Source organism: Halorubrum rutilum, assembly GCF_024494565.1.
The window spans coordinates 38,846-60,180 of the sequence record NZ_JANHDN010000010.1 but is presented as its reverse complement, the minus strand read 5'-3'; the positions used below and the strand labels follow the sequence as shown (position 1 = coordinate 60,180).

The following is a 21,335-nucleotide window of genomic DNA, read 5'->3' as shown; positions in this document are numbered from 1 at the left end:
CTTTGAGCAACCGGCACAACCTCCCCGATGAAGCGGGAGATTTGTGTCATAGGCAACCGAATCTTCCCGCTTCAACTCCTTTGATTTAGTGGCCTACCTCGCTGCTGTATGGCGATTCAACACAGCCCCCCGAGAACACCCGCAATACTGTGGGTCGATCGGTATCGGTACGCGGTCCGGAGACGCGGCCGTGCACCGAGCGATCCACGCCGTCGGAGCGGTCGCCCTGGCCGGCGCCGGGGCCGGAATGAGCGTCGCGGCCGCCGCCGGACTGGCGGCCGGCGGCGGCCCCGGTCTCGGGGGCGGCACGGAGCTGCTGGCGGTCGCCGTCGTCCTCGCGGTCGCCGCGACGAGCCTCGGCCGCACGGCCGTCAGGGAGGCCCGGTGGGCGCTGCGGGCGGACGGGTTCCGGGTCACGCGCACCGACCTCGGCAACGCGGCCGCCGTCGCCCTCGGGGCGCCGGTCACCTACGCGCTCTCCGTCTGGGTCGGGATCGGGCCGGTCGTCGCGTCCGCCCTGGTCGGGCTCTGCGCGTACCTCCTGTCGGAGACGTACGGCGCCCCCGCGTACTGCGGCTCGTTCGTCGGGATGGCGACCCCGGCGGCCGGCGCCGACCTCGCGGCGGTGGTCGCGGCGGGGCTCGTCGCCGGCGGCGTCTTCGTGGCCGCCAAGCGCGCGTTCAACGGGTTCGGCGGGAAGCTCGGGACGACGGCGTTCATCGGCTGCCTGTCGGTGGCGGCGCTCGGCGGGCTCTCCCCCGGGACGGGGTCGGTCCCGGCCCCGACCGTCGCGGCGGGGCTCGTCGCCGCGGCCGCCGTCGCCGCGCTCGTCACCTTCCTCGTGAGCGTCCGGCTCGACCACGGCCCGGTCGTCGCGAGCGCGGTCGTCGGGCTCGCCGCCGGCGTCGTCTGCCCCCAGCTGTTCGCCGCCGGGGACGCGGTCGCCGCGGTCGCCTTCTGCGCGTCGTTCGCCGGGATGGCCACGCCGGAGCGGATCCCGGGCCCCGGCGCGATGCTGCTGGCCGGCGGGGTCTCGGGCGTCGCGTTCGTCGGCGCCGCGCCCCACTTCGTCGGCTTCGGCGGGAAGCTCGGCACGATCGCCTTCGCCGCCTGCCTCGTCACCGCGGGGCTCCTGTCGCTCGGTCGCGCCGTCGCCCCGGTCGGCGGCGACGCCGCGACGGGGTGAGCCGGCGCGGCCGAGGGGCGGACCGGCGGCTCCCCGGTGCGGCCGCGGAGCGCGGGACGAGTATTTAAAACACCACGCTACGGCGGTGCCATCGGGAGGGCCGTGGAACCCCTACTCACGCCCGATGACCGATCCGAGCGAGACGCCAGACCGGAGCTTCGAGCCGAACCCCACCGTCTGCCCGTTCTGCGGCGTCGGCTGTACGATAGAGTACGCCGGCCGCGGGGGCGCGACCGGCGTCGAGGGACCGGTGAACGCCCGCGGGGAGATCTGCCCGAAGGGGGCCGCCGCGTTCGACGTCGTCGACCACGAGGACCGCCTGACGGAGCCGCTGGTCCGGCACAACGGGAGCTTCGTCACGGCCCCGTGGGAGGAGGCGCTCGACCGCGTCGTCGACGGGATCGGCGGCGTGATCGACGAGCACGGCCCGGAGGCCGTCCAGTTCTTCGCCTCGTCGAACTGCACGAACGAGGAGAACTACGTCCTCCAGAAGCTCGCGCGCGTCCTCGGGACGAACAACGTCGACAACTGCGCGCGGCTCTGTCACGCCTCGACGGTCGCCGCGATGAGCGAGCGGCTCGGCGCGGGGGCGATGACGAACAGCTTAGACGACCTGCGAGAGGCGGACTGCGTCTTCGTCAACGGCGCGAACCCGGCCGAGCAACACCCCGTCGCGTTCCGGTCGTACGTCCTGCCGGCGGTCCGCGACGGCGCGACGCTCGTCCACGTCGACCCGCGCGCGAACGACACGACCGAGGCGGCCGACGTCCACGTCCCGCTGCGGCCCGGCACCGACATCGAGGTCGCGAACGCGGTCGCCGCGGTCCTGATCGAGGAGGACCTCGTCGACGAGGCGTTCCTCGCGGAGCGCACGACCGGGTTCGACCGCCTGCGCGAGCGCCTCGCCGACGTCGACGTCGCGGCGAACGCCGAGGCGGCCGGCGTCGAGCCGGGGACCCTCCGCGAGGCGGCCCGGGCGTACGGCGAGGCGGACCGCGCCGCGATCGTGACGGGGATGGGGACGAGCCAGCACCGCTGCGGCACCGACAACGTCCACGCTCTGTTGAACCTCGCGCTCCTCACCGGCAACGTCGGCCGTCCGGGGACCGGGGTGAACCCCCTCCGGGGACAGAACAACGTGCAGGGCGCGAGCGACGTCGGCGGGCTCCCGGGCGTGCTCCCCGGCTACGAGCCCGTGACGGACCCCGCAGCCCGCGAGCGCGTCGCGGAGGAGTGGGGCGTCGAGCCGCCGGCCGAGCCCGGGCTCACCGAGGTCGAGGCGACCCACCGCTTCGGCGACGACGTGCGCGCGGCGGTCGTCTTCGGCGAGAACCCCGCGGTCACGGAGCCGAACGCGACCGCGGTGCGGTCGGCGTTCGACGACCTCGACTTCTGCGTCGTCGTCGACCTGTTCGAGACGGCGACGGCGGCGCACGCGGACGTGGTCCTCCCGGGGAGCGCGTGGGCCGAGAAGGCCGGGACCGTGACGAACACCGACCGCCGCGTGATGCGGATGCGCCCCAACGCCGACCTCCCGGGGAACGCCCGGCGCGACTTCGAGGTCCTGACCGCCCTCGGCCGGCGGCTGACCGACCGTCCCGAGGCGTTCGACTACGACGGTCCGGAGGACGCGTTCGACGAGCTGACCCGCGTCGCCCCGATCTACGAGGGGATGAGCTACGAGGGGATCGGCGACGGCTACCAGCGCTGGCCGTTCGACGCCGACGAGGGGAGCGGCACCGAGGTGTTACACGAGGAGGCGTTCCTGACCGGCGAGCGCGCCGCGCCGCTCGCGGTCGTCGACCCGGTCCCGCCCGCCGACGAGCTCGACGCCGGGGAACTGACGCTGACGACCGGCCGCGTGCTCCAACACTTCAACAGCGGGGCGCTCAGCCGGCGCTCGGACCGCCTCACCGCGATGCGCGGCGAGGACGTCCTGCAGGTCCACCCGAGCGACGCCGACGACCGCGGGGTCGAGGACGGCGACCGGGTGACCGTCTCCAACGAGCGCGGGACCGTCGAGGCGACGGCCGAGGTCACGCCGGCGGTCCGCGAGGGCGTCGTCTTCTGTACGTTCCACTACGCCGAGCCGCTCGCGAACGCGCTGACGGGCGACGAGCTGGACCCGGCGGCGAAGATCCCCGAGTTCAAGCACTCGGCGGTCGCCGTCGAGCCCGCCGCCGATGCGGCCGACGGAAGCGAGGCGGCCGGCGACGACTGAACTCGCCGACGCAGCGTTCCGGGCCGTCCGTCCCCGAAGATCGCCGCTGACCCCGATTACCACCGGTGAGAAGCACGGGTTATTGTTTATATAATCCAGGTGGAGAACCCTCAGTATGGCTACATCTGGAGAGTACGGCCGGGACGACTTCGGCCAGGGCGGCCTGAACGAGGGGCTCGACGCGTCGGAGCTCGTCGACGAGATTGGGCTCAACGCGGACGAGATCGCGTGGCGGAAGGAGTTCGTCGGCTTCGACGCGGATGACGAGCGCCGACTGAGCCGGTACGAGGACGCGTTCGCGGAGAACGCCGACCAGATAGCGGACGACTTCTACGAGAACCTCACCGGCCACCAGCAGACGGTCGACGTGATCGGTCGGTCCGAGAAGGGGATCGAACAGCTCAAGCGGACGCAGTCGGCGTACCTCGTGACGCTCGCCGGCGGCGAGTACGGCGAGGAGTACTTCGAGGACCGGGCGCGGATCGGGAAGATCCACGACATGCTCGAGATGCCGATGAAACACTACCTCGGCCAGTACGGCGTGTACTACGACCTCATCCTGCCGATCGTCGGCGATCGGCTCGCGGACTCGCTCACCGACCGGCTGGCCCCCGACGCCGCCGGTGAGACGGTCGACGACGCGACCGCGGCGGCGGTCGAGGAGGAGGTCGACGGCGCGGTCGAGGACCTGCTCTCAATCCTCCGGATCGTCAACCTCGACATGCAGGTCGTCACGGACACGTACATCCACTCGTACAGCGAGAAGCTCTCGGCGGCGGTCGAGCGGAACGAGCGGCTGATGGCGGACGTGGAAGCGGAGGTCGAAGAGCCGATCGCCGACCTGCGCGAGTCGGCGAGCGACGTCGCCGACAGCGCCGCCGAGGTCGGCGACGCGGCTGAGGACCAGTCGCAGCGGGTCGCCGAGGTCTCCTCGGAGGTGGCGAACCTCTCGGCGACGGTCGAGGAGGTGGCGTCGACTGCCGACGAGGTCGAGCGGACCAGCAGCCGGGCGGAGACGCTCGCGGAGGACGGGGCGGACGCGGCCGACGACGCCGCGGGGGCCATGGACGACATCGGCGCCGCGGTCGACGAGGTGGCGGAGGACGTCGAGACGCTCCAGCGGCGGGTCGAGGAGATCGACGAGTTCGTCGACGCGATCAACGGCATCGCCGACCAGACGAACCTGCTCGCGCTGAACGCCTCGATCGAGGCGGCCCGCGCCGGCGAGGCCGGCGCCGGGTTCGGGGTCGTCGCCGACGAGATCAAGTCGCTCGCGGAGGAGTCGCAGGGCCACGCGAGCGACATCGAGGCGATGGTCGAGGGCATCCGCACCGACACCGAGGAGACCGTCGAGAGCCTCTCTGAGACGACGGTCCGTGTCGACGAGGGGAGCGAGCGCGTCGACGACGCGACCGAGAGCCTCGCGGCCATCGCCGAGGCGGTGACGGAGACGGCGAACGGGATCGACGAGGTCTCGGACGTGACCGACGAGCAGGCCGCCGCGGCCGAGGAGATCGCCGCGACGGTCGACGGGGTGGTCGAGCAGTCGAACCGGATCAGCGAGCGGATGCGGGAGGTGGCCGAAGAGAGCGAGCGGCAGTCAGCGGCGGTCGGGGAGGTCGAGCGGACCGTGCGTCGGTTGGCCGTCGACGGCGCCGAGGCCGGGTCCCGGGCGGCGCCGCTGACAGACGGCGGTCCCTCGATACCGCCCGGGCTCCCCGAGGGGATGCCCGAGTTCGTGATCGAGCGCCTCTCCGACGCGGAGCTGCGGGCGATCGCGGCCGGGGAGCTAGAGATGGACGACCTGCGGTGAATCGGCAGGGGCGACGCGCCGGTCGCGCCGCGAGGGCCGCGGCCCGAGAGCCGGTCTTAGGGCGCGAAGTACGCGTCCGGCCTCCGGACCCCGCGGAGTTCCCGCAGCGGGCGGGCGCCGCACCGTCCGCAGGCGGTCGGCTCGTCGGGATCGTCGGGCACCGCGAACACCGTCCCGCAGGCGTCGCAGGCGACGTAGCGGAGCGCGAGCGACGGGGCGTCGGCCATGGGTGGAGTAGGCGGCCGACACACTTGAACCGACGCTTCGGCGGCGTCCCTACCGCCCGGACCCGGCGTCGCCGGACGACTCGATCCGCGCCTCGTACTTCGCCAGCGACTCGGCGAGCGCCTCGTCGGCGTCGACGCCGGCGGCCTCGGCGAGCGCGAGCAGCGCGAACAGCGCGTCGCCGATCTCGTCGGTCGCGACCGCGGCGGCGTCCGGGTCGCTCCCGTAGTCGGTCGAGGTCGCCACCTCCTTCGCGACCTCCCCGACCTCGCTCTCCAGGTCGAGGACGCGGTACGCGAGGTCGGTCTCCAACCCGTGCTCGGCGACGAACGCGGCGACGCGGTCCTGCTCGTCCATGGGGGTCGCCTCCGCGCGGTCCGGCAAAAAGTCCTCGTTCCGGTCGGCGCCCCGAACGGTGGCGAGGACGGCCGGTCACGCAACCCTCAAGACGCGAGCGACCCATCCGATCCCATGGAAATCGCGATACTCGGCGGTACCGGCGACATCGGCGAGGGGCTGGCGCTCCGGCTGGCGGCCGACACGTCCCACCGCGTCTCGATCGGCTCTCGCGAGGCGGAGCGGGCCGAGAACAAGGCCGAGGAGTACACCACCGAACTGGAGAGCCGCGGGCTCGACGCCGCGGTGACCGGCGGCGAGAACGCCGCGGTGGCCGCCGACGCCCGGATCGTCGTCCTCGCGGTCCCGCCGTACCACGTCGGCGACACCGCGGAGGCGGTGGCGGACGCGCTGGACGACGGCGACGTGCTCGTCTCGCCGGCGACGGGGATGAAACGCGACGAGGAGGGCTTTCATTACCACAAGCCGGGCGCGGGCTCGGTGACGGCGATCGTCGCCGACGCCGCGCCCGAGGGCGTCGCCGTCGTCGGCGCGTTCCACAACCTCGCGGCCGCGCGGCTCGCGAACCTCGACGCCGACCTCGGGATCGACACGCTCGTGATCGGCGACGACGAGGACGCGAAGCGGACCGTCGCGGACGTCGCCGAGGGGATCGACGGGCTCCGCGCGCTCGACGCCGGCGGGCTCGCCAACGCCCCCGAGATCGAGGGACTCACGCCGCTCCTGATCAACGTCGCGAGCAACAACGACGGGCTTCACGACCTCGGGATCGAGTTCAAGTAGGCGGTGGCGACCGCCGTTCCGTTAGGCCTTTGCGCGACCGGCGCCTCCGGACGATAGATGGAGTACCTGGAGCGCCGGGTCGCGCTGGTCGAGGACCGGCTTGAGGCCGTCATCGACGAGGTCGAGCCCGAGGAGCTGTCCGACGAGGTCGGCCACGTCGTCCTCGCCGGCGGCAAGCGCGTCCGCCCGGCGGTGACGATCCTCGCCTGCGAGGCGTTCGACGGCGACCCCGACGACGCCGTCGACTTCGCGGCCGGGATCGAGTTCGTCCACAACGCGTCGCTCGTCATCGACGACATCATCGACCGCTCGGCGGTCCGACGCGGCACTCCCTCTGCCTGGGCGGAGTTCGGGTACGGCCCCGCGATCGTCGCCAGCGACGGCCTGCTCGGCGAGGCGTTCGGGCTGTTCTCCGCGGAGCCGCGCGCGATGCGGACCGTCGCCGAGGCGATGGTCGAGCTCGGCGAGGGCGAGGCGACCGAGCTCGCCGACCGCCCGACCACGGAGGCGGAGTACATGGAGCTCGCGCGCCGGAAGACCGGCGCGCTGTTCCGGGCCGCCGCCGAGCTCGGCGCGGTCGCCGGCGGCGCCGACCCCGACGCGATCGACTCGTTCGGCGAGTACGCCGAGCGCGTCGGCGTCGCGTTCCAGATGCGCGACGACGTGCTCGACGCGACCGCCGACGCCGGCGACCTCGGCAAGCCGACGGGGCAGGACGCCGAGATGGACCGCCCCTCGGTGGTGCAGGTCACGTCGCTGTCGCCGGCGGAGATCGACGAGCGCGCCCGCGAGCAGTCCGAGCTGGCGCTGTCGGCGCTCGACGACGCCGACCCGCCGGAGACGGAGGCGATCGAGTACCTCCGCGACCTCGCGGAGTTCGTGGTCGTCCGGGAGCGCTGAGTCGGTCGTCTCCGGGCGGACGGGACTCGTCTCCGAGGGCGACCGCGCCGCCCGCGTCTGACACACCTTAATACCCGTCGAGCCCGAGAGACCGGACAATCACATGAGAACCGAGATTCGCGCGCGGACCGTCGGGACCCGAACGCGGCCGCGATCGCACGGAACCGTCGAGCCGCGACCGGAGGCGAACCGATGAAGCTCGCGACCATCGGGGTCGGGAACGCCGGCAGCAAGCTCATCGACCGGATGATCGAGTTCGAGGTCGAGACCGGCCGGAACCTCTGTCGGCACGCCCTCGTCATCAACACGGCGCGGACGGACCTCGCCAAGCCGCAGAACATCCCCGAGGACCGCCGCGTCCTCATCGGCGACACGCACCACAAGGCCCGCGGTCACGGCGTCGGCGGCGACGCCGAGATCGGCGCGGAGGTCGCCAGGACCGACATCGACGAGATCCGGCGCGTCTTCGACGACGTCGAGATCCACGAGGTCGACGCGGTGCTCGTCGCGGCCGGGCTCGGCGGCGGCACCGGCAGCGGGGCCGCGCCGGTCGTCATCGAGGAGATCCAGAAGATGTACGACGAGCCGGTGTACGGGCTCGGCGTGCTCCCCGGCAAGTACGAGGGCGGTCGGCCGGCGCTCAACGCCGCCCGCTCGCTCCAGTCGTTCGTCACCAAGGTCGACAACTTCATCGCGTTCGACAACGACGCCTGGCGCTCGCGGGGACAGACGATAGAGCAGGGGTACGAGGAGATGAACGAGGAGCTCGCGACCCGGATCGTCACCCTGCTCGCGGCCGGCGAGGTCGACGAGAGCGAGGTCGGCGAGAACGCGATGGACTCCAGCGACATCATGCGGACCCTGGAGGTCGGCGGGGTCTCCTCGATCGGCTACGCGTCGACCGAGCTCGCGCCCGCGAAACAGGGCCTGCTGTCGAAGTTCAACGAGTCTGACCAGCCCGAGAGCGAGTCCACCGACGCCGCGAAGATCAAGGGGCTCGTCCGCCGGGCGGTCAACTCCCGGCTCACCGTCCCCTGCGAGATATCCAGCGCGGACCGCGCGCTCATCGTCTTCGCCGGACCCCCGGAGGTCATCTCGCGGAAGGGCGTCGAGTCCGCCCGCGAGTGGCTGGAGAACGCGGCCGACACCGTCGACGTGCTCGCGGGCGACGACCCGCGCCCCGACTCGTCGACGCTGGCTGCGGTCGTGCTGCTCTCGAACGTCACGGAGACGCCCCGGATCGACGAGATCCAGAGCCAGGCGGTCGACGCGCAGAACAAGATCAGAGAGCAGGACGCGGTCCGCGAAGAGGAGATCCAGTCGCTGATCACCGACGACGACGACGACCTGGACCCGATCGTCTGAATGCCCCGAACCAGAGCGGCCGGGCGCCCCGACGGCGCTCGCGTCACCGAGCGTCCGAGGCGCCGTCCCCTCGGCGAGCGCTCCGACCGGGGCCACGGCGCCGGCTCGGTCGCCGGTGGACGGTCGCCGCCGGTGGTCGCATGAAGCTCGCGTTCGTCGGCGTCGGCGACGCCGGGACCCGGATCGTCGACCGGCTGGTCCGGGCCGAGCGGGCCTCCGGGCGGTCGGTCAGCGACGGGAATGTCCTCGTGTTCAACACGGACGACGCCGCGTTTCGGGCCGCGACGGCCGTCCCCGACGACAGGCGCGTCCTGCTCGGCGACACGCACCCCGCGGTCAGACGGCGTCCCGATCCCGCCGAGGCCGACGCGGTCGACGGCGCCGAGCCCGCCGACGGCGCCGGAGATGTCGACGAGACGGAGGCGTACACGAGCGAGATCGACCCGTTCGGCGTCGGCGGGGACCCCGAGACCGGTGCGGCGGTCGCCGAGGCGGAGCGGCCCGAGATCCGCCGGGCGCTCGACCGGATCGACGAGACGGAGGTGGCCGGGACGATGCTGGTCGCCGGCCTGGGCGGCGGGACGGGGACCGGCGTCGGGAGCGTCCTGCTCGAAGAGCTCGACTCGATCTACGAGACGCCCGTGTACGTCCTCGGCGCCCTGCCGGCCGCGACCGAGCCGGACCGCCGGGCGCTGACCGCGGCCCGCGGGATCCGGACGGTCGTGCCGCTCGCGGACGCCGTCTTCCCGGTCGACAACGAGGCCTGGCGCCGGGGGGACCCGGTGACCGAGCGGTACGACGCGATCAACGACGCGATCGCCGCCCGCGTGCTGGCGCTCTTCGGGGCCGGCGAGCGCGACCCCGAGTCCGTCTCGGAGCTGCGCATCGACCCGGCCGACGTGACCCGAACGCTCGAAGTGGGGGGCGTCGCCTCGATCGGCCACGCGACGCGCGAGCTCACGCCCGACGACGCGGGCGTGGTGACCCGCCTGCTCCGGCTGCTGGGGATCGCCGATGCGCCGGAGAGCGACGGCGCGGACGCCGACGCCGCGACCGTGAAGCGGCTGGTGCGCCGGGCGCTCGAATCGACGCTGACGCTCCCCTGTTCGGTCGACTCGGCCGACCGGGTGTTGGTGATCCTCTCCGGGCCGCCCGACGCGATCTCGCGGAAGGGGTTCGAGACGGGGCGGTACCTCCTCGAAGAGGAGACGGGGACCGTCGAGGTGTTGGCCGGCGACGAGCCGGTCCCCGGCGCGACGGAGGTCACCGCGACCGTGGTGCTCTCGAACGTCACGGACGTGCCCCGGATCGACGAGATCCAGCGCCGGGCGGTCGCCGCGCTGGACGCGTCGGACGCGGGCGACGACGGCACGACGGTGCTGGGCGACGCGGCGGACGGCGCCGCTGACGCCGCCGCGCGGTCCGCCGCCGATCCGGCCGACGGCGCGGCCGGCGACGACGCGACGGGCGACTCGCCCGCGTCCGAAGAGGTACAGACTGGGAATCCGACCGACGGAGTGACCGGAGCGCAGCCCGACGGGGCGAACTCGGAGGCGGCGGCGGAGACGGACAACTCGGTGAGCGAGGACGGCGACGAATCGGTCCACGGATTCGATTTCACCGCCGGCGACGACCGGGGGGAGTGAGGCCCGGTCGTCGGCGGGGGCAATTTAAGTTCTCCCCCGTCGGAGTGGAGTGCGTGCAACGGACGCGACGCGACCTCCTAGCTGGCGTCGGCGTCGCCGCCGGATTCGCCGGCTGTCTCGGCGTCGACGGCGTCACCTATCCCGACGAGCCGGACTCGGAGGGGGACGCCGACGGCGGGACGGCGCCCGACGGGTCCGACGGCGACGGGTCCGACGGCGACGGATCCGACGACGACGGATCCGACGACGACGGCAGGTCCGGACCGAACCCCGCGCTCGCCGCCGCGACGCGGGGCGTCGTCGGCGACGCGCTGTGGTTCGCGACGTCGTACGAGGCCGCGATCCGCGTCTACCGCGAGGCGACCGCCGACGTGCTCGCCGACGTGGACGCCGTCCGGGAGTCGGTCCGCGAGGCGACCGATCCGACGGTCGGGATGGCCGAGCGGCTCGAAGCCGCCGGGTACGACGCGGCCGAACGCGCGGCGGCCGCGCTCGAACCGCACTTTTACCCCGCGGGACTGCTCCGCTCGCGGACCGACAGACACGTGCCGGTGCTCGATCGGTTCGCCCGGCGGAACGACGCCGACCGCTTCGCGGAGGAGCTCGAACGGATGCGCCTGTCGTTCTTCCAGATCCGGACGCCGATCTACGTCGGCCGGCGGTTCTCGCGCGACCCGATCCACAACCGCCTGCTCGACCGGCTGGCCCCCGGCGACCCGGACGGGGTCGTCGTCGAGCTCGCGGTCCCGGAGCGCCGCCGGTTCGCGACGCTCGCGCACCGGCCGTACCCGGACGGAGACGACGAGGACGACGGCGAGACGTACCCGCCGACGTTCACCGACGACGCGCTGCCCGCGGCGCGCCGCGAGTCGCTCCGCGAGCGGCTCGGCCCGGTCGTCCGGCCGGACGGCCGGACCGCGGAGCTGTTTTTCACCTTCGCGGACCGTCCGGAGCCGGCCGACCGTCGGGGGGACGCGTTCCGCGGGCCGCCGAGCGAGCTCGACGGGGCGCCGCTCCACGTCCAGCGGTACGCCGACGCAGAGACCGCGAGCGACCGACTCGCCGACGCGCTGGCGGCGGGCGCGACCGAGGGCCGCGAGCCGATCTCGCCGGCGACGGAGGCGGCCGACGACGCGGTCGAGTGGCACCGCTACTACCACCGCGAGGTGGGGAGCGACCGGACGGACCTCGGCGAGTTCGCCGGCGTGCAGTACGGCTACCTGCTACAGGCCGGCGAGTTCGTCCTCGCGACCGGCTTCTCCGGCGACGCGTGGGAGGAGCGCCCCCGTTGGCAGGGTCGGCTTCCCGACGCCTGGGTGGCGGCGTGACCCGACCGCCCTCGCGGCGGCGGTTCCTCGCGGCCGCCGTCCCGATCGCGCTCGCGGGGTGTCTCGTCGAGGACGGATCGAACGCGGCCGACCAGACCGGAGAGACGGCCGGCGGCGACCAGTCCGGGGAGACGGCGCCGGCGGCGGACGACGAGTCGACTGCGAGCGAGGCGACCGACGGCTCCGACGACGCGGAACCGACCGCGGACGCGGCCGACGGCGACGGGGACGCGTCGCCCGGTCCGGCCGGAGTTACGGTCGAAGAGACCGAGATCGTTCGGATCGTGGAGTCGAACCTCCTGTCGCAGATCGTCGCCGACGTGACCGTTCGCAACACCGGCGAGCAGGCGTACGGCACCCTCGAACTCCGGGTCGACGCCTACTACGAGCCGCCGGAGGACGACCGGACGTACCACCCGCCGCGGGTCGACGAGCGGACGGCGGTTGGGCGGACCTACGTCGAAGGCGACTTCGAGTCGTTCGACTCCGGGACGCGGACGTTCGAGGACGTGGTGGTGCGGTACGACGCCGAGGACGCGAACGACTCGACCGACCCGGCCGAGTTCGACCTGGAGATCGCGGTCCGGCGCGCGAATCCGCCGTAACGGGACGCCCGGGCGGGCGGCGGCGGGCAGCGGGACCCCACGGCTCCTCGCCGACCCGGATTCAGCTTCGGAGCGCCGCCATGGCTCGCGCTTCGGCCCCGGACGCTCGGTCCCATAGTATCAGTGCCGGCGGCAGCGCGACGACCGAAATAATGAACGAGTACGCGACGCTCAACCCCATCAACAACCCGAAGTTACCCAGCACGGGCGTGATCGCAAGCGCGAGCGCTCCCGTGCCGAGCGACGTGGTGAGCATGCTCCCGAGGAGCGCGCCGCCGGTGCCGGTCAGCGTCGTGCGGATCGCGTCGAGCGCGTCTCCACGTCGGTCGTACTCGTCGACGAACCGTGCGGTGATATGTACGGAGTACGCGATCCCGAGCCCGACGCCGATCGACAGCAACGTCGCCGTAAGCGCGTTGAGAGCGAGACCGAGCAGTCGCATCGTACCTACGAGCGACGCCACCGACACCAGAATCGGAAACACGTTCACGATCCCCAACAGCGGTTTCGACTCGAGCACTCCGTACACGATCATCAGGAACACGGCCGTGAGCAACAGGGACAACAGGAGCCCCTGAATCGCCGAGTCGAAGATGATCCCGGAGATCGCGTCGAAGACGACGATACTTCCCGTTGCGGTCGCCGTATACCGGAACTCGGTCGCGAACTCCTGGCTCTGGGCGGTCACCACCCCCTGTTCGGCGTCCGGTTCGACGCTGTAAACCACCTGTGTGCTGCGACGGTCCTCGGTCAGATACCGCTCCGCCCGGTCGCCGGACGGCGAGGACAACAAGGCGCTGTAGACGCGGTCGAGATTCCGGTCGGGAATCCCGTCTCCGTCCCGGTCGTTCCGAGCGACGAGCGCGGCGAACGCCGGATCGCGGTCCGCGCGGTCACGAATCACCGTCACGATGCTCTCCGCACGGACCCGGTTTTCGTCGCCGAGAGCGAGCGTTTCGGGCGGGTCGTCGTTCGGCCGTACCAACCCTTCCAACGCGTCGTCGCGTTCCATCGGCCCCTCGACGTATATCGTGATCGACTCGTCTTGATTCGTGGCGAACCGATCCTCCAAGATGTCGAGCGTCGACGAGACGGTGTACTCGCCGGGGGCGAACGGTTCGGGGACGTACTGGACGTACGCGGGTTCCTCCTCCGGGGGAAGGAAGTCCTCCTGTGAGAACGAGGTGTCGACGCCGGTGCCGTACGCGGCCATACCGCCGCCGAATAGCAGAATGACGATGACGAGGAGGATCGGTGCGCGATCGCCGGCCGTTGCGAACACCGAGAGCAGCCGCCCGAGCGAGGACTCCTCGGAGGCGATCGGTTCCGAGTTGAACTCGGGAACGCCGAACCGCTCCCGGAGTCGATCGACTTCGAGCTTCGCCGCGGGGAGGAACAGCCCGAAAATGAGGAACGTGAACACGATCCCGACCGCCGAGATGATGCCGAGGTTCCGGATCGGCGGAAGGTCAGACAGCGCGTTCGCGCCGAATCCGAACACCGCGGTCGCCGTGACGATGACGAACGCGATCATCAGCTGCCGCGTCGCGATCCGCATCGACGGGACCGCCTCGAGGCCGGTGACCGTCTCCTCGCGGTACCGGTTGATGATGTGAATCCCGAAGTCGACGCCGACGGCGAGGAGCAACACCGGCGTCGAGATCTGTTGTTGAGTGAACGGAATCCCCGAGAAGCCGAGGAATCCGAACGTCCAGATCAGCGTCATCACCAGCGCCGAGAGCCCGAGCGCGAGATCAATCGGGTCCCGATAGGCGATGATGAGAAAGCCCAGCAGCAACACGGCGACGATCGGCATCACGAGCGCCAGCGAGTCGCCGATGATCTGGCCGGTCTCCGCGTTGATGATCCCGCTGCCGAACGCGCGGATGTCGGCCGGTTCGTCCGCCGCCATCGTCTCGATGGTCGTCTGTACCGTCTGGAGGTCGCCGTCGGAGAACCCCTGTGGCACGTCGTGCGTGATCACCGTCACCGAGGCGGACGCCGACGCCTCGTTCGGATTGAAGTCGTCGGACACGAGGCTGTCGAACCGCGGGCCTTCGTTCGCCGCCCGGATCGCCGCTCGGAGCTCGGTGTCGGTCGCCGTTCGGATCGCCCGTTGTTGCTCCGTCGGCGTCGTCGCGCTCGGGTCGAGCTGCTGTGCGACGAGGGTCGCCGGACCGTTCGCGGACGCCATCCGGAGCTCTTCGCGTTCGTCGACGCGTTCGAGTACGCGGAGGTTCGCGAGGAGGTCCGTTCGCGAGAGCACGTTCGTGCCGGTCTGAACGAGTTGCGTGGACTCGTCGTCGGGGGCGAACGGCGCCTCGAACTCCTCTTCAACGGCGTCGAGGGCGTTCTGTGCTGGAACGTCTTGGGTGAAGCTGTCGGTCGCGTCCGACTCGGTCGTGACCATCGTCATCCCGCCGGCGAACACCGCCGTGACGAGGAGGAAGGCGACGATGACCGCCCTTCGACGGACGACGACAATCTCGCTGAGCGCGATCGTCGCGTTTTCGATCCGATCGCCGAGCTGGCTCATCGGTCACTCCCTCCGTCGGTAGAACACCGCGGCGCCGGCCACAACGACCAGAAGCACGACCGCGAGGGCCGGTAGCGGTAGCCCGCCGCCCTCCGACTCCGTCACGTCGATGGGGACGCGAACGGTGTCCGACAGCTGGCTGTTACCGTCGGCGTCGTCGTACCGGAAGTCGAACGAGATGGGATACGTGCTGCCGGGCGTCGCCGACCCGGTCGCGGACAGGTCGAACGTCATCGTCACGCTCTCGCCGGGCGCGATCGACTGCGCGTAGCCGGTGTCGGTGTCGCCGGTCGCGACCGGGTCGTCGGCGAACAGCCGCGCCTCGACGTCGCTGACCTCCTCGTCGAGGTTGTTCGTCACCTCGACGGAGATGGTGCGCTCGCCGCCCGCCTGGATGGTCCGGTCCGCGACCGCGACGTCGAACCGATCGCGCTCGGGAGCGATGTCGAACAACAGCTCGAGATCTTGGTAACTGCGTCGCTCCATCTCGGCATTGCGGTACTGAACCGCCACGTCGGCGGTGCGCGCGACCGCTTCCGCCTCGCCGCTCACCGCGAGCGGCAGTCGGAAGTCGGCAGAGGCACCGGGTTCAAGCGTCCCGACGGCGACAGATTCCTCGACCGGAATCAGACTCGGCGATTCCTCGGCGTACTGAACGACGACGTTTCGCGCCGTCGCGGGGCCGTCGTTCGTCACCGTCCCGTAGACATCTCCGTCCTCACCGACGCGGAGATCCGCGCTCACGTTGCCGATCGAGAACTGTTGTTCGCCCTGGGGGCGGACTCCGAGCGAGATCGTCTCGTCGGTTCGCCTGATCCCGTCGGGGTCCTTGAACGCGACCCGTCCCGTGACCACGTACGACCGGACGGCCGAGTTGGGGGCAACTTCGACGTCGTAGGTGACCGTTGCCGTCTCGCCGGGCGCCAGCTCGGCGATTCGAGCCGTGCTCGACCCGGTGCCGCCGAAGGTGAGCACCCCGGCGGCCGAGGTGAGTTGGACGTCCGCCTCGGTAGCCGGCTCCGACCCGGTGTTTTCGAGTTCGACCGTCAGCATCCCTGAGTCGGCGACCTGCGCGTCGGTCTCTACGCCGACGACGCGGAAGCGGGCGTCGTCGCGGACGCGCACGTCAACATCGCGGGAGACCGTCACGGTCCGGCTCTCACCGGCGGAGATGTAGCCGTACGTGAGGTCGAGGTCGAGGGTGTACGTGCCGGGCTCGACGTCCTGTGGCACGTTCAGGCTCACCGGTAGCTCACCGGGCGCGTTCGTCGTCACGCTGCCGATCGACGTCTCGCCGGACTCGACGGAGAGCGGACCGCTCGCCTCGACATCGACGCGAACATCGCGTGCCGTGGTGACGAGCTCGCTGTTCGCGGCGTTCCCGAACCGGAAGTTCCCGTCGTTGGCGATCTGGAGGGTGACCTCGTTCGTCCGTCCCGGTACGAGGTTCGGGTTCGGCGCGAACACGTCGAGGTCCGGCGATCCGCCGATGTTACTCCCCGCTTGCGCGGGCGCGTCGCCGGCGACGCTCGCAGCGGCATCGGCGCCGGCGGTGTCCACGGGGTCGCCGCCGGAGAGCGACGCCCCGACGGCGCCGACGCCGACGCCGCTCGCGACGAGCAGGACGCTCACGAGGACGACAGACAGCTGTCGCGTCCGCATGCGTTACCGCGCCTCGGCGGTCGCGGCGGTCGAGGCGTTCGCGCTCCGGGGTCGGAGGGACTCCGGAGCGGGACTGGTCGGCGAGAGGAAGCAGGCTCGTTGCACGTTCGCACCTTAGCTCACGAATCAATAAACGTTTCTTTCGTGGAGTCGCATGGCCGAGTATGAGACAGAGAAACCGAGACGCCGGGCCCGGTCGACGGCCGGCTCGGCGGGGGGCGTCGTGACGCGCTTCTCCGACGAGGACCGCGAGCGCATTCGGGGCGAGTTGACCGAGGCGGGCCACGAGCTGTTCGCGCTGCACGGCTTCGACCGCACGCGCGTGAGCGACGTGACGGACGCGGCGGGGATCGGCACGAGCACGTTCTACCAGTTCTTCGATTCGAAGGAGGAGCTGTACCTCGCGGTGTTGGTCGCCGAGCGCGAGCGTCTGTTCGACCAGCTCGAAGCGGCGGTCGCCGAGGCGGAGACCCCGCGGGCGGAGGCCGAGACGGTCCTGCGGACGACGCTCGGACAGGTGCGGTCGAACCCCCTGATCCGGCGGCTGTTCGTCGACGGGGAGATCCGGCGCGTCGAGGCGCAGTTGAACGGGACGGGCTTCGGCGACGCCGGCGAGGGTGACGACGCCGGAGCCTGCACCGCGGGCGGCGACGGCACGGGCGGGGACAGCGGAGACGGCGACAGCAGGACCGGCTTCGGACGGGTGCTCCCGCAGCCCGAAGAGTGGGTCGCCCGCGACGACTTCCGGATCGACGACCCGGAGATCGTTCGCGGGCTCCTGCGGTCGCTGCTCTTCGTCACGCAGGCGCGGGAGACGCCGGTCGTCCCGGACGGGACCTACGACGCGGTCGAGGAGACGCTGATCGAGACGGTCGTCGCCGGGCTGTTCGCAGGAGACGAGACGACTGAGGAGTGACCGTCGCGGACTCCGACTCGGCAGGCCATGGCGATCACTGATATACGGTACTGTGATCGCTTCGTTTAGCATCGTCGAAGCGTCATGGTAGTGCCTGGTACAATGTATCGTACTGACACGGATGGCGTGTCACAACAGCTATTACCATAGAGTGAGGATATATGGCGAGATGGCCACGAATAGCGACAAGATCCAGTTCCGAGGCGAAACGGAAAAGGAAGCGACTCAAATCGTCGATCAGATGCGTCTCGGTGGGATCAACGTCAGTGAGCTTGCTCGGCGGGGTCTCCGAGAGAAGCTCCGTGAAGTCCTCTCAGACGAGGAGAAAATCACTCTCCATCAGCGATACAAGCGGGGAGAGCTCTCCGAGGAAGTCGCAGAGATCCTTCTCGGCGACGGTTTGAACGAAATTGAGCGGGAGCGGGAGGCCTTCGAGGAGGCCGCGGAGCTCGACACGAGTGACGTGTTCCAGAGGTGAAGATGGCGGACGATGATGTGCGCCATCCAATTATCGTCGATACGGACGCGCGAATTACGGACAACATACAGTTGACGACGACGAACGTCTTTGACATCCTCCCACGGCTTCAGCCGTGGGACTCCTCGGTGGGTGATTCAGGCCGACCCTGCCTCTGAGGTAAGATTCCCCTTGCGGGTACTTTGGTTTGTGGGCTCCTCTTTGGTCGCGTGACCACGCTGTCGCCAGCAGTGATCGTCCCACTCAAGGCGGGGCACTGTCTGGTGTCCCCTCTCAGGCCCGTTCTGACCTGAGTCCACAGGCCGTGCCATCGGCCTTCTTCCGGTGAAATCAACATCGTCATCCACCACGCTTTGCAGGAAATTCTCGCCTCCCACCACATCGCTGTGACCTTCAAAGCCACATCCACCACATTGGAACACGTCGCCGTTGCGCGCGACGTGCGCCCCTTCATCGCAGCGTGGGCATTGACTGGATGTACCTGCCTCTGACTTTTCTTCGACACTGATGCCATACTGCCCCTCTAGGACGGTCTGCATCCTGCGACGGAAGCGGCCGTGCGCCCAGAACAGATCCGTTTTCTCATTAACCGTTGCTGACCAGTGTTTCTCACGGACATCGTCTAGCTTCCCGACATAAACTGCTTTCACACCCCACTCTGAGAAGAGACGTGTAAGGTGGCAAACAAGAGCGTCTTGAGCGTGATTGCGGTGTCTCGTGCGCTTCGCATACACCTTCTCTATCAACCGACTGCTGTCCATCTGTTCGGGAAGCTGGGACTGCAACTCACTGATCCGTTCAGTGTAGTGGTGGAAGCGGTCGAACAACGGACGGGCGTGGAACACGCGCTGGTGGCCGTTGGTTGTAGTGACAGCGACGAAATTGTTAGCACCGACATCCACAGCGGCTACGCATTCCTCGTCGCTGGAATCCGTAGCCCGTGTTGTGTCGTCGGAAAACGTGACCGGCTGTTTTGCCGTGAATGCTTCGGTGGTTCTGTCGTATCCCAGTTCCAAGCGCCCACCGTGACCGTCGTACTGTGGATTGCCCTTGATCTGAATGCGAATCCGCTGATTGAGTGGAATGTCGTACTTCTCTTTCAAGTCGCTACCAAGTGCAAGCTCGATCCGGCTGTGCTCGCCCCATTCAACCGTGTAAGCGTCGTTGCGAATACACGCCCTCAGTACTCGCTTATTATTGTCTTTCCAGTAGCCGGGGACGCCGGGTTTGTTCTCACGGTCACCGCCTTCATAGTTGTCGACTTGCTCGAAAAACGCTCTCCACTGTTCATCACACTTATCGAGCATCTTGTCAGTGATTGCTCGACCGAGAACTGACTGGAAGCGGTTACGGATCTCGGTTTTTGTGATGGCACTCCACACGTCAGTTCGCGTCTGATTGCCGTCGAAGTGAGCTTGGCGGCGGTAGTAGGTGACGATGTTGACGAGGGCGGCTGCCGAGTCCAGTAACTCAATGAGACACACCTTCTTCCACTCCGCCTTCGGAGCGAGTGCGAAGGTGTTCGTTCGCGTTCTCTTTTCCTCGTTTGTGGCCGCCATCGTCGTGTTTTGTTACTTGTGTTCCAGAATTATAAGTCCTGTGGGATACTGGTGTTTTTGTTCGAGGGATGGATACAGTACTATATGGCAAAAGACGGGATCGGACGACCGAGAGATGTGACGTCTGAGGACGTGTTGACAGCGTTTGACGATGTTGACAAACCAGTGGCGACTGGGACACTATTGGCTGGACTGTTGGACGTATCGAAACAGACAGTACTCCGACGATTACAGGAGTTAGAAGAAGAGGGACAGGTTGAGCGATGGAAAGTTGGCAGTCGTGCTGTCGTCTGGTGGCCGACCGACGAATCATAACGTGGGAATTACGGATAGAGTGTCGCCTGTGGGTTAGTTCTGTGTGCCTATCGCTTGCACCCACCTCTGAATGGGATGGGCTTCCGCTCGCTACATGTCAGCACGAGCTCAAGCGTCACGTTCGGGAGCTGTCTGAGTACGCGCGTGACGGGACGAAAGAGCAATGGGTTCACGACGGGAGCGAGAGGGCTCTTGAGCCGTTCGACGACGACGATAACTCGTTTACCACGGTTCCGTGTGTTCCTCGACCGCACGGAGAAGATGCCGGGGAGAAGTCCGTGAAGACGGAGATCGAACAGAACACGGAGCGATATCGGTTCGCTATCTTGATGGACGCGCGCGGGCGTCAGAGTATCAATCGAGTATTCGGTGACACGGGAGCGACAACCGGGAGAGCCGTTGCTCCGACGTTTCTGCTGTATCTGTTACTCGACGAGGGAGAGTGTACCGTAGCGGAGTTTTGTCAGGCCTGTGGGGAGATGCTTCGAGGGGAAGGTTGGACTGGCTATCAAGCGATTCAGGCGGCGTGGGACGCGATTCCGGTCGATTGCTCGGAGTATCTCCCGAACGATCTGCTCCCTTGACATCCTCTCCGTCCTGAAGGGCGAAGATTCCCACGGCCCCGCACCGCTGGTTTGGGGTGTTTACGGTTTGTAGCTGTCCCGGTGACGGCTACTGGCTGTGCCAATCAGCCGTTACTCCTATCCCGGCATGGGATTCAGAGGTACTTCTTACTGTACCCGAACACTACAACAGAAAGGGTGTTTTCTGTGTGTAGTCGGGAATCCCGATATTGTCCGATTAGGTGGGCGGATAGACCGCCTCGGATAACTATTGGTACGACAATTACTCACTTAAAACACCCGGACAGAAGTTTGTGGTTGCTGTAGAGAATTGTCGGATTCATTCCCGCGCTGAAGCGCGAGGCTTTCTCCTTGATTCTCCGTAATCGTCCGGCGAGCTCTACGATGACGGTACCGACGGTATCGAGGCCCTCGAACGGGGCGAGTCGGCGGAGTCCACGCCGACGCTCTCGGTCGCGAGTGACGACGAACTCATGGGGACGCTGACGCCACGCGTCCTCGATCTCATCGAGGCCGTCCGTCGGGAGGAGCCGGCGAGCAGCAACGAGACCGCGCGGGTCGTCGACCGGGACGCGAAGAACGTCCACGGGGAGCTCCCGGCTCGGTCTCGTCTTCTTCGAGGAGGACGGCCGGCGGAAGCGCCCGGTCGTCTGGTTCGACGAACTCGTCATCACCCTTCCTTTCGATCCGGAATCTGACGATGCGGCAGTGATCACGACCTAAAATTCCGTGGTGGGATTCCTCCGCGTTCATGCGGAGGAAGAGGTCAAATTCGGTGTGTTTCAGGCATGCGCCCTGCCGCAACACTATCACGAACAACGTGTGAAACGAACACAGCGAGAGCGATACTGCTCTC

Annotated in this window: 18 protein-coding genes and 1 pseudogene; 14 read left to right on the top strand and 5 right to left on the bottom strand. The window is 68.9% G+C overall.

Annotation, left to right across the window (positions count from 1 at the left end; translation table 11 throughout):
• The first annotated feature begins 247 nt into the window (after positions 1-247).
• From NO900_RS16450 to NO900_RS16440, 3 genes are all read left to right on the top strand, one after another.
• Positions 248-1,186 carry a hypothetical protein gene (locus tag NO900_RS16450; RefSeq protein WP_256410113.1) on the top strand — a complete coding sequence of 313 codons (939 nt, stop codon included), beginning with the start codon at positions 248-250 and terminating at the stop codon, positions 1,184-1,186.
• 124 nt (positions 1,187-1,310) lie between these two features.
• A complete protein-coding gene (gene fdhF / locus NO900_RS16445; RefSeq protein WP_256410111.1) occupies positions 1,311-3,407 on the top strand; it encodes a formate dehydrogenase subunit alpha in 2,097 nt (698 codons plus the stop codon).
• 115 nt (positions 3,408-3,522) lie between these two features.
• Positions 3,523-5,220, top strand: a complete 1,698-nt coding sequence (locus NO900_RS16440; RefSeq protein ID WP_256410110.1) for a globin-coupled sensor protein — start codon at positions 3,523-3,525, stop codon at positions 5,218-5,220.
• A gap of 56 nt (positions 5,221-5,276) precedes the next feature.
• Here NO900_RS16440 and NO900_RS16435 read toward each other — a convergent pair whose 3' ends face one another.
• Positions 5,277-5,447 (bottom strand): hypothetical protein, encoded by a 171-nt coding sequence (locus NO900_RS16435; protein ID WP_256410109.1) that lies wholly within the window; start codon positions 5,445-5,447, stop codon positions 5,277-5,279.
• Between the two features lie 49 nt (positions 5,448-5,496).
• Positions 5,497-5,802, bottom strand: coding sequence for a MazG nucleotide pyrophosphohydrolase domain-containing protein (locus NO900_RS16430; protein ID WP_256410108.1), 306 nt, complete (start codon positions 5,800-5,802; stop codon positions 5,497-5,499).
• A gap of 114 nt (positions 5,803-5,916) precedes the next feature.
• On the opposite strand from NO900_RS16430, the gene npdG reads away from it, so the two are divergent.
• From npdG to NO900_RS16400, 6 genes are all read left to right on the top strand, one after another.
• Complete coding sequence (npdG, locus tag NO900_RS16425) at positions 5,917-6,585, top strand: NADPH-dependent F420 reductase (protein WP_256410107.1); 669 nt, start codon at positions 5,917-5,919, stop codon at positions 6,583-6,585.
• A 57-nt stretch (positions 6,586-6,642) separates the two neighbouring features.
• A complete protein-coding gene (locus NO900_RS16420) occupies positions 6,643-7,485 on the top strand; it encodes a polyprenyl synthetase family protein (protein ID WP_256410106.1) in 843 nt (280 codons plus the stop codon).
• Positions 7,486-7,677: 192 nt separating this feature from the next.
• Complete coding sequence (locus tag NO900_RS16415; RefSeq protein WP_256410105.1) at positions 7,678-8,850, top strand: tubulin/FtsZ family protein; 1,173 nt, start codon at positions 7,678-7,680, stop codon at positions 8,848-8,850.
• Positions 8,851-8,990: 140 nt separating this feature from the next.
• The gene (locus tag NO900_RS16410; RefSeq protein WP_256410104.1) at positions 8,991-10,496 is read left to right on the top strand and encodes a tubulin/FtsZ family protein; all 1,506 of its coding nucleotides are present in this window, start codon (positions 8,991-8,993) and stop codon (positions 10,494-10,496) included.
• Between the two features lie 53 nt (positions 10,497-10,549).
• On the top strand, positions 10,550-11,824 hold the full coding sequence (locus NO900_RS16405; RefSeq protein ID WP_256410103.1) for a hypothetical protein: 1,275 nt from the start codon (positions 10,550-10,552) through the stop codon (positions 11,822-11,824).
• Positions 11,821-12,429 (top strand): hypothetical protein, encoded by a 609-nt coding sequence (locus NO900_RS16400; RefSeq protein WP_256410102.1) that lies wholly within the window; start codon positions 11,821-11,823, stop codon positions 12,427-12,429. Before NO900_RS16405 ends, NO900_RS16400 begins: the two co-directional genes overlap by 4 nt.
• A gap of 61 nt (positions 12,430-12,490) precedes the next feature.
• On the opposite strand, the gene NO900_RS16395 is transcribed toward NO900_RS16400, so the two are convergent.
• Both NO900_RS16395 and NO900_RS16390 read right to left on the bottom strand, forming a co-directional pair.
• Positions 12,491-14,965, bottom strand: coding sequence for an efflux RND transporter permease subunit (locus NO900_RS16395; protein WP_256410101.1), 2,475 nt, complete (start codon positions 14,963-14,965; stop codon positions 12,491-12,493).
• A gap of 3 nt (positions 14,966-14,968) precedes the next feature.
• Entirely contained in the window at positions 14,969-16,627 is a 1,659-nt protein-coding gene (locus NO900_RS16390; RefSeq protein ID WP_256410100.1) for a COG1361 S-layer family protein, read from the bottom strand.
• Between the two features lie 223 nt (positions 16,628-16,850).
• Here NO900_RS16390 and NO900_RS16385 point away from each other — a divergent pair, with 223 nt between their 5' ends.
• Together NO900_RS16385 and NO900_RS16380 are read left to right on the top strand one after the other, a co-directional pair.
• Positions 16,851-17,543: a TetR/AcrR family transcriptional regulator gene (locus NO900_RS16385; protein WP_256410112.1), complete on the top strand. Its 693-nt coding sequence runs from the start codon at positions 16,851-16,853 to the stop codon at positions 17,541-17,543.
• A 169-nt stretch (positions 17,544-17,712) separates the two neighbouring features.
• Positions 17,713-18,021, top strand: a complete 309-nt coding sequence (locus NO900_RS16380) for a DUF8065 family protein (RefSeq protein WP_256410099.1) — start codon at positions 17,713-17,715, stop codon at positions 18,019-18,021.
• A 137-nt stretch (positions 18,022-18,158) separates the two neighbouring features.
• On the opposite strand, the gene NO900_RS16375 is transcribed toward NO900_RS16380, so the two are convergent.
• On the bottom strand, positions 18,159-19,580 hold the full coding sequence (locus NO900_RS16375; RefSeq protein WP_256410098.1) for a transposase: 1,422 nt from the start codon (positions 19,578-19,580) through the stop codon (positions 18,159-18,161).
• A gap of 84 nt (positions 19,581-19,664) precedes the next feature.
• Between NO900_RS16375 and NO900_RS17665 the strand changes: the two genes are divergently transcribed.
• From NO900_RS17665 to NO900_RS17660, 3 genes and pseudogenes are all read left to right on the top strand, one after another.
• Complete coding sequence (locus tag NO900_RS17665) at positions 19,665-19,895, top strand: winged helix-turn-helix transcriptional regulator (protein WP_379792177.1); 231 nt, start codon at positions 19,665-19,667, stop codon at positions 19,893-19,895.
• Entirely contained in the window at positions 19,844-20,479 is a 636-nt protein-coding gene (locus NO900_RS17720) for a hypothetical protein (RefSeq protein ID WP_465261789.1), read from the top strand. Before NO900_RS17665 ends, NO900_RS17720 begins: the two co-directional genes overlap by 52 nt.
• Before the next feature lie 365 nt (positions 20,480-20,844).
• Positions 20,845-21,202 (top strand): annotated as a pseudogene (locus NO900_RS17660) (HVO_A0114 family putative DNA-binding protein); the annotation flags it as partial.
• Positions 21,203-21,335 lie beyond the last annotated feature (133 nt).